Source organism: Ruminococcus sp. 8Y-12 (genome assembly GCF_058119865.1).
This window is the reverse complement of record NZ_CM176623.1, coordinates 3,130,379-3,144,838: the sequence shown is the minus strand read 5'-3', so window position 1 is coordinate 3,144,838 and position 14,460 is coordinate 3,130,379. Positions and strand designations below refer to the sequence as shown.

Here is a 14,460-nt window from a genome sequence, read left to right as displayed (position 1 = left end):
CTAAAGCTCTCTTTCACCACTGTTTACATTTGTAATTATAGCCCGGATACTTATAAAAAGTAAATAGTAAATACAAAAAGATGGCCAAAGGCAGAAATATCTGACAATTTTTTCTGTTTCTGGTCATCTTGTATGTCAACTTTCCTTTAGCCAAGCGCGGCATAACCGCTCTGCCGCCCGTGCAATCTCCTCCTCCCCCAGGGTGGCATACCCCAAAATCACGGTCCCGGTCTCCACCTGCCGCAGCGGCCCTATGGCGCAGCCGGAAAGCCCGTAAACTTTGATTCCCTCTCGCTTTGCCAGCTCCACTGCCCTCAACTCTGTCATGCCGTTTTGAAAATGAATCAGCAGATGTACTCCCGCATGCTCCCCGGAAATCCGGCAGATGCCCTCCAGACTTTGAAGATATGCAAGCAGGACGTCATGCCTGCTCTTATAGATCGCCCTCATCCTGTTCAAATGGCGTTCGTAATAGCCTTCACTCAGAAATCTGGAGATGATCAGCTGATCCACCCTGGACACAGTGGAGGAAAATATCCGTCCTTTTTCCCGGTAAACGCCCATCAGCCGGCCCGGCAGCACCATATAACTGATGCGGATAGAGGGTGCAATGGACCTGGAAAAGGTACCCAGGTATATGACTTTCCCCCCGGCATCGAATCCCTGAAGGGCTGGTATGGGCTTTCCCTTATACCTGAACTCACTGTCATAGTCATCCTCAATAATATAGTGCGATGCATCCTCCCCGGCCCATTCCAGCAGCTGCATCCGGCGCTTTATGGGCATGACGGTTCCCATGGGATACTGATGGGAGGGCATCACATAGGCGAGCTGGGCACCGGACTTCCTGAGTTCCTCCACATCCATCCCATATGAGTCGGAATGTACCGCCACTATTTCAGCGCAGAGAGTTTCCAGTACCCGGTACGCCTTCTTGTAGGTGGGATTTTCCATGGCCGCCGTGTATCCTCTCCCCAGCAAAGTGCATAGCAGCATAAGAAGATAGTCATTTCCGGCCCCCACAACCACCTGGTCCGGGGTACAGTTTACTCCCCTGGCCTGATGAAGATAGGAGGCAATGGTAATTCTGAGGGCTTCCTCCCCCTGCGGCTCTCCCAACTGGAAAAACTCTTTATTTTCTTCATTCAGAATGTTTCTGGAAATCTTTCTCCATGCGCTGTGCGGAAAACTGTTTAAGTCAATTCCGCTGGGTGAAAAATCATACTCGTACGGTTCTTCCTCCTGAGCATCCCCCGCCTGTCCGGAAACCTTTTCCGGCTTGAGGTGAAACAGCCCGTCCAGCTCACTGACAAAATAGCCCCTGCAGGGCTCCGCCTGAATGTACCCCTCGGAGAGCAGCTGTTCATAGGCCAGCTCAACGGTGCTGCGGCTCACCTGGAGGTGCTTTGCCAGCTTTCTAGTAGAGGGCAGCCTCTCTTCAAAAGGCAGCCCTCCACTTTGGATTTCTTTTTTTATATAATCATAGATCTGTTCATACAGGGGCCTGGAGGAATGCGTCTCCAGGCTGATGGTCAATTCATTCATAATTCTCCTATTTTGGTAATCGGAAGGAGCTCTTTAAGGATACAATACGATTAAACACCAGAGCTTCAGGCCTGGAATCCTTGGAATCCACGCAGAAATATCCCTGCCGCACGAATTGAAAGCTGTCATATGCCTCTGCCTGTGCAAGGCTTGGCTCCACATAGCAGGTGCGAACAGTCAGCGAATTTGGGTTCAGGTTCAGGCTCCCATCCTCATTGTAGACGCCTTTTTCTTCATCAATGATGTTCTCATACAGCCGCACCTCAGCCTTCAGCGCTGTGGGAACCGCTACCCAGTGGATCGTTCCCTTTACCTTACGGCCTGTAAAACCGCTTCCACACTTTGTCTCAGGATCATAGGTACAGTGGATTTCCGTCACATTTCCCTGCTCGTCTTTCTTAAAGCTATTGCATTTCACGAAATAAGCCCCCATCAGGCGCACTTCATTTCCCGGGAAGAGGCGGAAATACTTTTTAGGAGGATTCTCCATAAAGTCCTCACGGTCAATGTACAGCTCCCTGCAAAATGGAACCTGGCGCTTTCCCAGGGACTCATTTTCCAGATTGTTGTCCACCTCCAGATACTCGATCTGATCCTCCGGATAATTGTCGATTACCAGCTTTACAGGGTCCAGCACTGCCATCACCCTGGGCTTTTTCAGCTTCAGGTCCTCCCGGATACAGTATTCCAGCATCGCATAATCCACAGAGCTCTGGCTCTTGCTGACTCCGCAGAGATCCACGAACATTTTGATGGACTCCGGGGTAAATCCCCTGCGCTTTAGGGCTGCTATGGATACCAGCCTGGGATCATCCCAGCCGTCCACAATGCCCTCCTCCACCAGCTTTTTGATATATCTCTTTCCGGTGACCACATTAGTCAGATACAGCTTAGCAAACTCAATCTGCTTTGGCGGATTTTCGTACTCCACTTCTTTCACTACCCAGTCGTAGAGAGGCCTGTGATCCTCAAACTCCAGAGTACAGATAGAGTGGGTTACCCCCTCAATGGCATCCTCAATGGGATGCGCAAAATCGTACATGGGATAAATACACCACGCATCCCCAGTCCTGTGGTGATGCATACGGGCTACACGGTAAATAATCGGATCTCTCATATTAATGTTGGGGGAAGCCATATCAATCTTCGCTCTCAGCACCTTCTCCCCGTCCGCATATTTACCATTCTTCATGGCCTCAAACAGTTCCAAGTTTTCCTCAACGCTTCTGTCCCGGTACGGACTGTTCTTTCCCGGCTCTGTCAGGGTTCCCCTGTACTCCCGGATCTCCTCCGGCGTCAGATCACACACATAGGCCTTTCCCTTTTTAATCAGCTTGACCGCAGCCTCATACATCTGCTCAAAGTAGTCAGACGCAAAGTACAGTCTGTCCTCCCAGTCTGCCCCCAGCCACTGGATATCCGCCTTGATGGACTCTACAAACTCAGATTTCTCCTTTGTGGGGTTGGTATCGTCAAAGCGCATATTGAACTTGCCGTTATACTTCTTTGCCAAGCCATAGTTTAACAGAATCGCTTTTGCATGCCCTATATGAAGATAACCGTTGGGTTCCGGCGGAAACCGGGTACACACCTGCTTACAGTGTCCCTCCGCCAGATCCTTCTCAATGATCTGTTCAATAAAATTTTTGGAAACTACTTCATTTTCCATAACCTGCCTCCTGCCTCATTTGTTCTTCTTTTCTTTATTATACAGGAGCTTCCAAATCTCCCATATATGGATAGTTAACATCTTAGCATAAAATATTCCAAATGACAATTGAGAATTGATTCTCCTTCTAAAAACTGCTAAAATGAAGTTACTATGTAACATTTCAGACGGGTCAGGTATGTTACTGCGTTACCACTCGGAGTTACCCCAAAGCTTGTTAGGAAATCGTCTGGACAGCACCATCATCCGCCTTTGGGAAACAGCTTCCTCCGTCAGAACTGTTACATTACTATAAATCCAATCTCGAGGGAACCACTATGTACTATTTTATCGTCAATCCCAAATCCAGCTCCAACAGAGGTATCCGCAGATGGCAGCTTATAGAAGCCCAGCTTAACCGAGAATCTATCCAACACCAGGTCTTTTTCACAAAGCACGGGGGGCATGCTACTGCGCTTGCAGATACCATCTGCCGGAAACACCAAAATCCCACACTGGTTGCCGTAGGCGGTGACGGCACTGCAAACGAGGTAATCTCCGGAATCCCCTGCCTGTCTGATGTATCCTTCGGCTATATTCCCACAGGCTCCAGCAATGATCTGGCACGCTCTTTGGGCATCCCCTCCGATCCCCTAAAAGCGCTGGATAGAATCCTGTATCCCAAATCCTCCATACCCATGGATGTGGGGTACATTACAAATGGAACACAGAGCCGGAGCTTTGCGGTCAGTACAGGTATCGGCTATGATGCCGCTGTCTGCCATGAGGCCCTGCACTCCGGCATAAAAAGAATCCTCAACCGGTTTCATCTTGGAAAGCTGACGTATATGGGCATTGCCCTGAGGCAGCTGTTGCTGTTAAAACCTTCGCCTCTTCTGCTCACCCTGGATAACGAAAAGGAACTGCGCTTTGACCGCGTTTTTTTCGCAACAGTGATGAATCAGAAATATGAGGGAGGAGGATTCATGTTCTGCCCTGAGGCAAAGTGTGGGGACGGCTGGCTGGATGTCTGCGTCATTGAACAGATGCCCAAACTCAAGGTGCTGATGCTCCTCCCCACAGCCTTTCGCGGAAAGCACGTGAACTACCGTGGAGTACATATCTACCGCTGCAAAAAAGCCCAGCTAAAAACTCCCCACCCGCTGCCTGTCCATGCGGATGGAGAGTCCTTTAACTTCCAAACAGATATCACGGTTTCGCTTTACCGGGAATCACTGCTTTTTCTCAACTAATTAAATCCGAAAAACTTCTGGGTTACTTTGTACGCTGCCACGGAAACCTGCCTTCCGCCCTTGCCCGGCAGGTTGACTGTGCGGCCCAGGATTCCCGTCCTGATCTTGTAGTACAGCTTTCGGTCTGCTTTTTTCAGGTACTGCCATAGCTCCTGTTTCTTCTGAAAATTCTCCTCCGTACCGGAACGGATCAGCATAATGGATGAAACCGTCATGATAATATCCAGATAATTTACCATATAGGTTTTTAACTTCTTATCTGACAGCCTCCGCCCCGCCATGGTATCAATCATAATCTTGTTTACCCTGAGCTGCTGGTCAATTCTGCGGATCATGACTTCTTCGTTTACGGACTGGTCTTCACGGCCGATAAAGTAGTGGTAAAAGTTTACATCCAGGTAGTACATATTCTTTACATAAGGCAGAGGCTGGAAAACGAACAGGTTGTCTACGTAAAAGGTATGCTTTGGCAGCTCCAGGCCACATTCCCTAAGCAGCTTTGTCCTGTAGATCACAGAGTGCATCAGGATATAATGCCCCTTTCTCAGGCGCTTTACCTGCTCCCAGCCAAAGATCTCCTCCTGTGGAAATGCTGAGCGGTACTGCATGATCTTCTTTCTTCTCACACCCACTTTGTCATAGATAAAGTTGCTGATAAACATATCTACCGTCTGTGGCCCTCCCAACAGCTCCTTCAAGGTGTTTAAAATCTTCAGGTAAGCCTCCCTGTCCACCCAGTCATCACTGTCCACCACTTTATAATAAAGCCCTGTGGCATTTTTAAGTCCTGCATTGACTGCCTCCCCGTGTCCGCCGTTCTCCTGGTGGATAGCCCTGACAATTCCCGGATATCTGCGGGCATACTCATCCGCAATCACCCCTGTCTCATCACTGGACCCATCATTGACCACTAAAATCTCCACGTCATCTCCCCCGGGCAGCAGGGATTCAATACATTTTGCCATATAGGCCTCAGAATTGTAGCATGGGATTGCTATGGATAATATTTTCACTGTTTCTCCTCCTGTTCTGAACGCTGGTACTTTTCCTGCCCCAGCCGTATCTGTAAATAATCCGTATATGCGGCAAATGCCGCCGGAATCGGGTATTCTCTCTCTGTCTTTTCCGGTTCCACAAATATCAGGTCGCCTGCCATTTCCTCCTCCAACTGGGCTACTCTGACAGCATACCCAATCATCCTCCATTCAATGTGGCTGAATATATGCTTGGCCTCCGGAAGACGGGTGATGTGCAGAGGAGCCAGGCCCTTCTTTTTTATTTCCTCAAGAACAGCCTCTTCCCCCAAGTGCCCTGCCAGATTAGGCAATTCATACAAGCCGGCGAGAAGACCTTTTTTCGGCCTCTTTCGAATTGCAGAGCGGCTGCCGTCCCGAATCACCAGAACTGTCCTCTCCTCCATGCGTCTGGGTTTTTTGGGGGTTTTTCTGGGTAAATCCTCCACCCGTCCCTCAGCCCTTGCCCTGCACAGGTGGCGCAGAGGACAGCATGAGCATTTTGCCTCCCCGTTTGGAACGCAGACCACAGCCCCCAGCTCCATCAAAGCCTGATTAAAGTCCCCGGACCGGTCCGCTGGCATAACCTTTCTGATCTGTCCCTCCATCTCCCTGCGCACAGCCGTGCTCGCAATATCCGCCTCACTGGCTGTGAGTCTGGTTATCACTCTGAGCACATTGCCGTCCACAGCCGGAACCGGTATTCCAAAGGCAATGGAGGCCACTGCCCCTGCTGTGTAGGGACCGATTCCAGGCAGTTTCAAAAGGCTTTCATAATCTCCTGGCATACATCCGTCATACTGGTCTAGCACCAGCCTGGCTGCTTTCTGCATATTTTTTACACGGTTGTAATATCCCAGCCCCTCCCAGAGCTTCAGCAATCTGTCCTCCGGACAACTGGCCAGCTCCTCAATCCCGGGCAGTGCTTGTGTAAAACGCTCGAAAAAAGGCTTCACTGCCTCCACCCTGGTCTGCTGCAACATAATCTCTGACACCCAGACCCGGTAAGGAGAGGCATCCTCTCTCCAGGGCAACACCCTGGCATTTTTATTGTACCACCTGAGAAGTGGCTCTGCGATTTCTTCCAGCATCCTACTGTAACCTCACTTCTATTTCAGAATCAATGGTTATGGAATCCTCCGTCACAGTACAATCATAGGCCATAATATGAACCCCTCTTTCCGCGGCAAAACGCAGGGCTTCTCCGAACTCCCTGTGCGTCCTGTCATTCGGTTCAAAAGCAGTCACACCTTTCATCTGTATAACAAAGAGAATATAGGCTTCGTAGCCCTCCTCCACACACTTCACCAACTCCTGAATATGCTTGATCCCCCTCATAGTGGGGGCATCGGGAAACCTGGCAATGCCGCCCTCCTCCAGTGTCACACCTTTGACCTCCATAAAAATCTTTTTCCCATCTGCCTCCAGGTAGAGATCAAATCTGGAGCTGCCATACTTTGTCTCAGGCTTAACCAGGGTCAATTTCCGAAAAAGGCCACCGTTTTCGATCCACTCTCTGACTGCAGCATTGGGGATCTGGGAATCCATGTTTACCATAGTATTCCCCTTTTTCACACACACCAGGTCATATTTTGTTTTTCTGGCCGGATTGTTAGACTTCTCCAAATAAACCCTGGCTCCGGGCACCAGCAGTTCCCTGCATCGCCCTGTATTCTTTACATGGCAGGTTTCCCGCTGACCGCTCCTGTCAACTACCGCTACAAAGCGGTTGGGCCGCTCCAGAAATACTGCCTTCTCTATATTGTGGTATCTCATCTTCCTGCTCCTACCGATAGAAACAGATAACGGGCATGCCCGCATAGATCTGCTCATAAATCTCCCCTGCAGCCCCGGTGGGCAGATTGATACATCCGTGAGAGCCGCTGTAGCGGTATATCTCTCCTCCGAAGCTGCCTCTCCAATTAGCATCGTGCAGACCAATTCCTCCGTTAAAGGGCATCCAGTAGGTAACCGGATTCTCATAGCTATCACCAGGTGTGTTACTCTTTAAAACAGCCGGAGATTTCTTGTAGTAAAGTGTAAAGGTACCCGGTGGTGTTCTCCTACCGTAATTGGTGTATGTTCCGGACACAAAATCCGAGGACACTACCATCCTCCCTCCAATGTACATCCACAGATGCTGCCGTGTGAGATCCACCTCCACGTAGTCATCCCCCAAGTCACTGTTGTGGCGGCTTACTGCCGTCTGGGCGTATACCGGGTCCCTTCCTGGCACCTGAGCCCCATCGTAAATCAGAGAAGTCAGCTCCGCTGTTTCGGCCTCCCGGTCTATGAGCCAGCCATATTTACCACCCTCCACAGTCACATAAGATCCATCGTGAGTGCGGAATTCCCTGGGTTTTCCGTATGTGTCATACCTCTCAGCCAGATAATCCACATATAGCGCGATCCTGTTATCATCCAGGGAGACATTTCCATCTTTGTCATAGCTGAGCCATTTGCTGATTATGCTGCCGTCCAAGACCTCCTCCTGGTCTCCGAAATTGTAGGAAATTTTCACCTCGGCAAACCTATTCATATTCTCCACAAGCTGATTTAAGTCTCTGTCTTTTGTTGTCACTTTGGGTTTTACATAACAGCCCTCCTCCTCAAGTGAAAAGGATGGCTCACTCTTTTCAATGGCCTGGCTAAGTGTTTTGCGAAGTTTTTTCTTGCTGACCTTTTTCCCCTGCTTTTCCTCAGCCACTTCATAGGTAGTGCCGTTAAACTTCATGTAGGCGTTTTTGGGCGCCACCTCCACCCCTTTGCTGAAGCACTTCAGTGCGTCAATGGCTTCATAAAGCATGTCCTGGTCAAAGGCAGTGCTGGACTCAAAATAATAATCCGCCTGCTGAAAGAAAGAGGCCGGCCAAGCATACATCTTCTGCTGACTCTTAAATCCTTCCACCTCACCTTTCGTCACATAGTGGTAACCGATCTGATCCGCCGAAATAGTCTCCCTGGCATTTCCTCGCTCACTTAGTGTGATAGAATATTTCTTTACCATATCCGCAATCTTCTGCTCAATCTCCTCAACCGTACTATAGGAAGCATCGATGCCATTGATGGTGGTATTCACAAAAAATTTATCCCTCAGATAAATCATCCCGCTTATATAGACTACTGCAGCAATTCCCACAATACTGCCCCCTGCGATCAGGCCAGCCTTTTTCCATGGGAACTTTTTTTGTGTCTCCATACTATCTTCTGACTTCTGAGAAAATGCTTCCTGGTTCTGGAATTCCTCTTTCTTTTCATGATCTGTGGCTGGCTGTTCGCCCTGTACTTCCTGATCCGCGGACGGCTGTTCCCCCTGTACTTCCTGATCCCTGGACGGCTGTTCCCCCTGTACTTCCTGATCCGTGGCTGGCTGTTCGCCCTGTACTTCCTGATCCGCGGATGGCTGTTGATTCTGTACTTCCTGTTCTGTGACAGGCTGTTTGTCCTGCTCTTCCTGTTCTTTAGCTGGCTGTTTGTCCTGCTCTTCCTGTTCTTTAGCTGGCTGTTTGTCCTGCTCTTCCTGTTCTTTAGCTGGCTGTTTGTCCTGCTCTTCCTGTTCTTTAGCTGGCTGTTTGTCCTGTTCTTCCTGTTCTGCCGATCCCTGTGTCAAAAGCTCAACTTCAGCTGTATCTAACTCATTCTCAGGCCTTGCCTGGTCTGAAACATCAGCCCGGGCCTCTGTGTCCATCTCTATTTTAACCGGCTCCGAACCCTTTGCTATCTCTTCTTTCCCATTTATCTTTGACTGTATTTCAATGCCGGTATCCTCTGGCTCCGGATGCACAGGTGCCTCTGGCTTTTTCGGATGACTTTTTGCCTCTTTTGTATTTTCAATCCTCTCTTTCGAATACCTGGCTGTCATTTTTTTCTTTTTTCTGCTGCCCATTTTTTCCCTCTCAGCTTCATCTTCTTAATGCTATTTTTACCCTTTATAATAACATTATATGAATAAATGAGAAAGTATTTTTTGGGATTCTTAAAAATTTTTAAGAAACAGCAGCAGCAGTTCTAGCAGGTGTGCGCATTTACTGCGCATACCGTAAGAACATGATGCAAAAGTGCATAAATCCCATTGCCCCAGGCGATTTTAATGGATTTATGCAGTAACAGGGCAGCTTGGCTGAACTGTCACAAACAGCAGCGTGATGCCAAAGCCTTCACGCTGCTGTTTACTAAGTTGTAATATAAGTGTTGTATCCATACCTTCTGAGTACTGTCTCCATCCGTGCTGCATTGTCCAGCCTTCCGAATGCTCCCACAAGAACTTTATAAAGTCCCTCCTCTTCCACTGTATAGGCAGGAAACCCCTGCTGCTGCAACTGATAGAGAAGCCCCTCCGCATTCTCCGGCTCCCGGAAGGCACCGGTCTGGACCTTATAAACGATCTCTTCTTCCTCCATATATGTGACTTCCTGGGCACTGTTGTTCTCCTCAAGAGCCTGTAGCAGACCGTTTGCAATCCCCTCTGCAATTGCATCAAACTCATCGTCAAAGAGTCTGTTGTCCACATCGCTGTTGATGAATCCCGCCTCCACCAGCACTGCCGGCATATTTGTCCTGCGCAATACCACCAGGCCCGGTCTTTCCTTCACACCGATATTGCGAAATCCCACCTGCTCCAGCTCACTGTTTATGTTCTGCGCAACCTCAGATTTAAGCCCGCTGTCATCATAAACCAGTGTCTCCACCCCATTGTACTGGTTCGGAACCGGACTGGAATTGCGGTGTATGGATATAAAAAAGTCCGCGTCTTCCTCATTTGCGATTGTAGCCTTCTGAAACGGAGTCTGATAGATATCTTCCGTTCTTGTAAAAATAACATCCTGTCCACGATTCTGGAGAATTTCCCCAACTGCCAGCGCCAGTCTCAGGGTATCGTCCTTTTCCTGACGCCCCTCGAACACAGCTCCGGGATCGCTGCCCCCGTGTCCGGCATCTACTACGATTCTAGCCATAAAGTCTCCTCATATATCCTTTCTATATCAGGATATGCAAAGAGCACCCCATATGTTCCTTCTGCATGTTCAGGCCCTAAGTTCCGCTGTCTCCTCCTCGCCTTTCCATTTTGCAATCTTTTTCCTCAGCCATGGCCTGACTTTAAAGCAAAGCTCTGCAAAATCTGTAAAGATTTTAAAGAATACCATTACCATACACACCATGGGAATCATCAGCAGCATCTCCCAGCGGAAGATTTCATAAATTCCCAGAAGTCCCGGCACTAACACGATTCCAGCGCTGAATATGGCAATCAGACTGATGCTCAAGGTCCTCCTCAGCCAGTTCATAGGCATACATACCTTGACTACAACCATCATCCCCACCATGCCTCCAACCAGGAGGTCAAAGGTATATGTCATGGTGTCATCCACTCCCCAGAAAGGTGCCAACCCCTGAATCACCAGAAGACTCAGGACCATAGTAATCGCCGACGGCAGCGCAGTCCTCAGCACATGGCGCAAAAATCCGCTGCTGTTTACAGACTCGGTGTGCTCCAGTGCCAGCACAAAGCTTGGGATACCTATGGCCGTAGCGCTGATCCAGGAGAGCTGAATAGGAATAAAGGGATAGGACCTCTCCAAAAAAATAAATATCACACAGAGCAGCGCTGAGTATATGGTTTTCGTCAGATACAGGGAGCTCACCCTCTCAATGTTAGTGATAATGGTACGCCCCTCACTGACAATATTTTTCAGGCAGGCAAAGTTAGAGTCCAGCAAAACAATGTGGGCCACCTGCTTGGCTGCATCGCTGCCGGCTGCCATGGCGATTCCACAGTCTGAGTCCTTTAGGGCAAGCACGTCATTGACACCGTCTCCAACCATTCCGACCACCTTTTTGTTGGCTTGGTATGCCTGTACAATTCTCTGCTTTTGCTCCGGTTTCACGCGGCCGTAAACAGAATAATTCTCCACTGCCTTGCAAAGCTCCCCGAAGTCCTCGGGCAGGGTATTGGCATCCACATAATGCTCCCCTCCCTCCAGGCCGGCCTTTACGGCAATCTTGGAGACCGTCACAGGATTATCCCCTGAGATCACCTTGATGTCCACATTCTGCTCTCTGAAATAGGCAAAAGTGGGCATGGCCTCCGGACGGATACAGTCTGAAATTACGATCAAACCCACCGGGGTTACATCCTCTACCTCCCCTGTCTCGGAAAATATATTCTTACAACTGCCCAACAGTAGTACGCGATATCCCTCCGCAGAGTAACCGTCCACCTTCTGCTTCAGCTCGGGCTCATCCTTCAGAAGAAACTCAGGAGCGCCCAAGACAAAGCACCCCTCCCCCTCAAAGCGGATAGCCCTGTATTTTCTCTCAGAGGAGAATGGAATCTTTTCCGTCACTGTCCAGATATTCATCTTGCGGAAACGCTTCATGAGCGCATCCTGGGTGTTGTTTACATCGTCAAAGGCAAAGGAGAGTTCATTCATAATCATCTCCACCCGCTCGCTCTGGGTTTCTCCTACCCCGAGCACTTCCACCACCTCAAGGTCTCCGGTGGTGATGGTTCCTGTCTTATCCAGGCACAGCACATTTACACGGGCCAGGGCCTCTATGGCCTCCATCTCCTGCACAAGGGCACGTTTCCTGGCCAGCCTTCCCACGCCCAATATGAACGAAATACTGGTGAGCAGCACCAGCCCCTCCGGAATCATTCCGGTCACACCCGCAACGGTTGCCACCAACCGGTCGGATACGGTTGCGCCGTCAACTCTCCCCTGTGACATGTAAAGCAGGATTCCAATGGGGATGATCAGGACACCGATTACCTTTATGATCCGGCGGATTGTTCTCTGCATCTCAGAGGAAGCCCTCTTCTTTGTCTTGGCCTTGCGCGCAAGCACAGTGGCATAGTTTTCCTCTCCCACGTGCTCCACTCTTCCCAGACCGCTGCCGGCTACCAGGTAACTTCCGGAAAGCAGCTTGTCCCCCGGCTTTTTCCTCACTGGCTTGGATTCGCCTGTGAGCATGGACTCATTGACCTCCATCCCGTCAGACTCCAGGACCACGCAGTCAGAACAGACCTGATCTCCATTTGCCACAGACACCAAATCGTCCTGGACCACCTTCTCAATGGCGATCTCCTGCTCCGCCCCATCCCGGATTACTCTGGCTTTTGAAGCTGTAATCACAGAAAGCTTATCCACCAGTTTTTTGACCTTCATCTCCTGAATGATACCGATTACGGAGTTTATGATAATAACCCCCATAAAGGTCAGATTTTTAAACTGTCCGGATATAATGATCAGGATAGCTAAAAATAAGTTCAAAAAGTTGAAATAAGTCACAGTATGGGTGATAATGATTTCTTTTTTGGTCTTAAACATGTTGTTGTCTGTCACATTCATAAGGCCGGTCTCGACCCTTTTATCTACTTCCGGTCCAGTCAACCCTCTGTACTTGCCGTTCTCCATATGCCTGTATGCACCTCTTTTCGTTGTTAGGTTCATTATACAAAATCTCCCAAAAAATGTACACCAACTTCTTGAAATCTTAAGAGATTTAACTTTTATTTATTATTTATCCTGAACAAACCGCGTGTTTTTTTGAGTTTTTTATTTACGAACGGTGATTCTTTTGCTATAATGGGCAAGGAAACTTTATCAAACTAAAGGATGAAAGATACACAATGTGAGGAGGAAAAAGAATGTCATACGTTGACGAGGTAATTGCAAAAGTAGTTGAGCAGAATCCCGCAGAGCCGGAATTCCACCAGGCAGTGAAAGAGGTGCTGGAGTCTCTTCGTGTTGTCATTGAAGCAAATGAGGAAAAGTATAGAAAAGATGCTTTGCTGGAAAGACTTGTCATTCCGGAGAGGCAGTTTAAGTTCAGAGTACCGTGGGTGGACGACAAAGGACAGGTACAGGTAAACACAGGATACCGTGTACAGTTCAACAGTGCCATTGGTCCCTACAAGGGCGGTCTGCGCTTACATCCATCCGTAAATCTGGGTATTATTAAATTCCTGGGCTTTGAGCAGGTATTTAAAAACTCCCTGACCGGTCTGCCTATCGGCGGCGGGAAAGGCGGCGCTGACTTTGATCCCAAGGGCAAGTCAGACAGAGAAGTGATGGCCTTCTGCCAGAGCTTTATGACAGAGCTGTGCAAGTACATTGGCGCTGACACAGACGTTCCTGCAGGTGATATCGGAACAGGCGCCCGTGAAATCGGCTACATGTTCGGACAGTACAAAAGAATCCGGGGCGTGTACGAAGGCGTGCTTACAGGAAAAGGACTCTCCTACGGCGGATCTCTGGCCAGAACAGAAGCTACCGGCTACGGTCTGTTATACTTAACGCAAGAGATGCTAAAGATCAACGGCAAAGAGATTGCAGGCAAGACCGTCTGCGTATCCGGTTCAGGAAATGTGGCTATCTATGCTACCCAGAAGGCTCAGGAGCTGGGCGCAAAGGTTGTGACTATGAGCGACTCCACCGGATGGATCTATGATTCGGAAGGTATTGATTTAGCTGCAATTAAGGAGATCAAGGAAGTAAACCGCGCACGTCTGACAGAATACAAGAACTACAGGCCAAACTCCGAGTACCACGAAGGCAGAGGCGTATGGACCGTAAAATGCGACATTGCCCTTCCCTGCGCCACACAGAATGAGCTGTTCTTAGATGACGCCAAGGCTCTGGTAGCCAATGGGTGCATGGCGGTTGCCGAGGGTGCTAACATGCCTACCACTCTGGAAGCAACCGAATACCTACAGCAGAACGGTGTGCTCTTTGCTCCCGGAAAGGCTGCAAATGCAGGCGGTGTCGCCACCTCCGCTCTGGAGATGTCTCAGAACAGCGAGCGCCTGAGCTGGTCCTTTGAGGAAGTGGATTCAAAGCTCAGAGGCATTATGGTAAATATCTGTCACAATATGGCAGACGCCGCAGAGCGTTACGGAGCTCCCGGCAACTATGTTGTTGGCGCAAACATCGCGGGATTTGAGAAGGTCGTAAATGCTATGAACGCTCAGGGCATCTGCTAAATTCCCAGATTTCCTCAC

10 protein-coding genes are annotated in these 14,460 nt (G+C 49.3%); 2 read left to right on the top strand and 8 right to left on the bottom strand.

Annotated features, from left to right (window positions below; all coding sequences use genetic code 11):
- Positions 1–135: 135 nt before the first annotated feature.
- Positions 136–1,545 (bottom strand): MocR-like pyridoxine biosynthesis transcription factor PdxR, encoded by a 1,410-nt coding sequence (gene pdxR, locus AC0THY_RS12105; protein WP_489990857.1) that lies wholly within the window; start codon positions 1,543–1,545, stop codon positions 136–138.
- Positions 1,546–1,552: 7 nt separating this feature from the next.
- Positions 1,553–3,214: a glutamine--tRNA ligase/YqeY domain fusion protein gene (locus AC0THY_RS12100; protein WP_489990856.1), complete on the bottom strand. Its 1,662-nt coding sequence runs from the start codon at positions 3,212–3,214 to the stop codon at positions 1,553–1,555.
- A gap of 317 nt (positions 3,215–3,531) precedes the next feature.
- Here AC0THY_RS12100 and AC0THY_RS12095 point away from each other — a divergent pair, with 317 nt between their 5' ends.
- Positions 3,532–4,446 carry a diacylglycerol/lipid kinase family protein gene (locus AC0THY_RS12095; RefSeq protein ID WP_489990855.1) on the top strand — a complete coding sequence of 305 codons (915 nt, stop codon included), beginning with the start codon at positions 3,532–3,534 and terminating at the stop codon, positions 4,444–4,446.
- Here the strand turns inward: AC0THY_RS12095 and AC0THY_RS12090 are convergent.
- The 6 genes from AC0THY_RS12090 to AC0THY_RS12065 form a co-directional block, all read right to left on the bottom strand.
- Positions 4,443–5,459: a glycosyltransferase family 2 protein gene (locus AC0THY_RS12090; RefSeq protein WP_489990854.1), complete on the bottom strand. Its 1,017-nt coding sequence runs from the start codon at positions 5,457–5,459 to the stop codon at positions 4,443–4,445. The two genes, AC0THY_RS12095 and AC0THY_RS12090, sit on opposite strands and share 4 nt — an antisense overlap.
- Positions 5,456–6,550: an A/G-specific adenine glycosylase gene (gene mutY, locus AC0THY_RS12085; RefSeq protein ID WP_489990853.1), complete on the bottom strand. Its 1,095-nt coding sequence runs from the start codon at positions 6,548–6,550 to the stop codon at positions 5,456–5,458. The genes AC0THY_RS12090 and mutY overlap by 4 nt, the downstream gene beginning before the upstream one ends.
- A 1-nt stretch (position 6,551) precedes the next feature.
- Positions 6,552–7,235 carry a DNA/RNA nuclease SfsA gene (gene sfsA / locus AC0THY_RS12080; protein WP_489990852.1) on the bottom strand — a complete coding sequence of 228 codons (684 nt, stop codon included), beginning with the start codon at positions 7,233–7,235 and terminating at the stop codon, positions 6,552–6,554.
- A 10-nt stretch (positions 7,236–7,245) separates the two neighbouring features.
- Positions 7,246–9,345 carry a peptidoglycan binding domain-containing protein gene (locus AC0THY_RS12075; protein ID WP_489990851.1) on the bottom strand — a complete coding sequence of 700 codons (2,100 nt, stop codon included), beginning with the start codon at positions 9,343–9,345 and terminating at the stop codon, positions 7,246–7,248.
- Positions 9,346–9,631: 286 nt separating this feature from the next.
- A complete protein-coding gene (locus tag AC0THY_RS12070; RefSeq protein ID WP_489990850.1) occupies positions 9,632–10,414 on the bottom strand; it encodes an N-acetylmuramoyl-L-alanine amidase in 783 nt (260 codons plus the stop codon).
- A 69-nt stretch (positions 10,415–10,483) separates the two neighbouring features.
- On the bottom strand, positions 10,484–12,910 hold the full coding sequence (locus AC0THY_RS12065; RefSeq protein WP_489990849.1) for an HAD-IC family P-type ATPase: 2,427 nt from the start codon (positions 12,908–12,910) through the stop codon (positions 10,484–10,486).
- Positions 12,911–13,107: 197 nt separating this feature from the next.
- Here AC0THY_RS12065 and gdhA point away from each other — a divergent pair, with 197 nt between their 5' ends.
- Positions 13,108–14,442 (top strand): NADP-specific glutamate dehydrogenase, encoded by a 1,335-nt coding sequence (gdhA, locus tag AC0THY_RS12060; protein ID WP_489990848.1) that lies wholly within the window; start codon positions 13,108–13,110, stop codon positions 14,440–14,442.
- Positions 14,443–14,460: the final 18 nt, after the last annotated feature.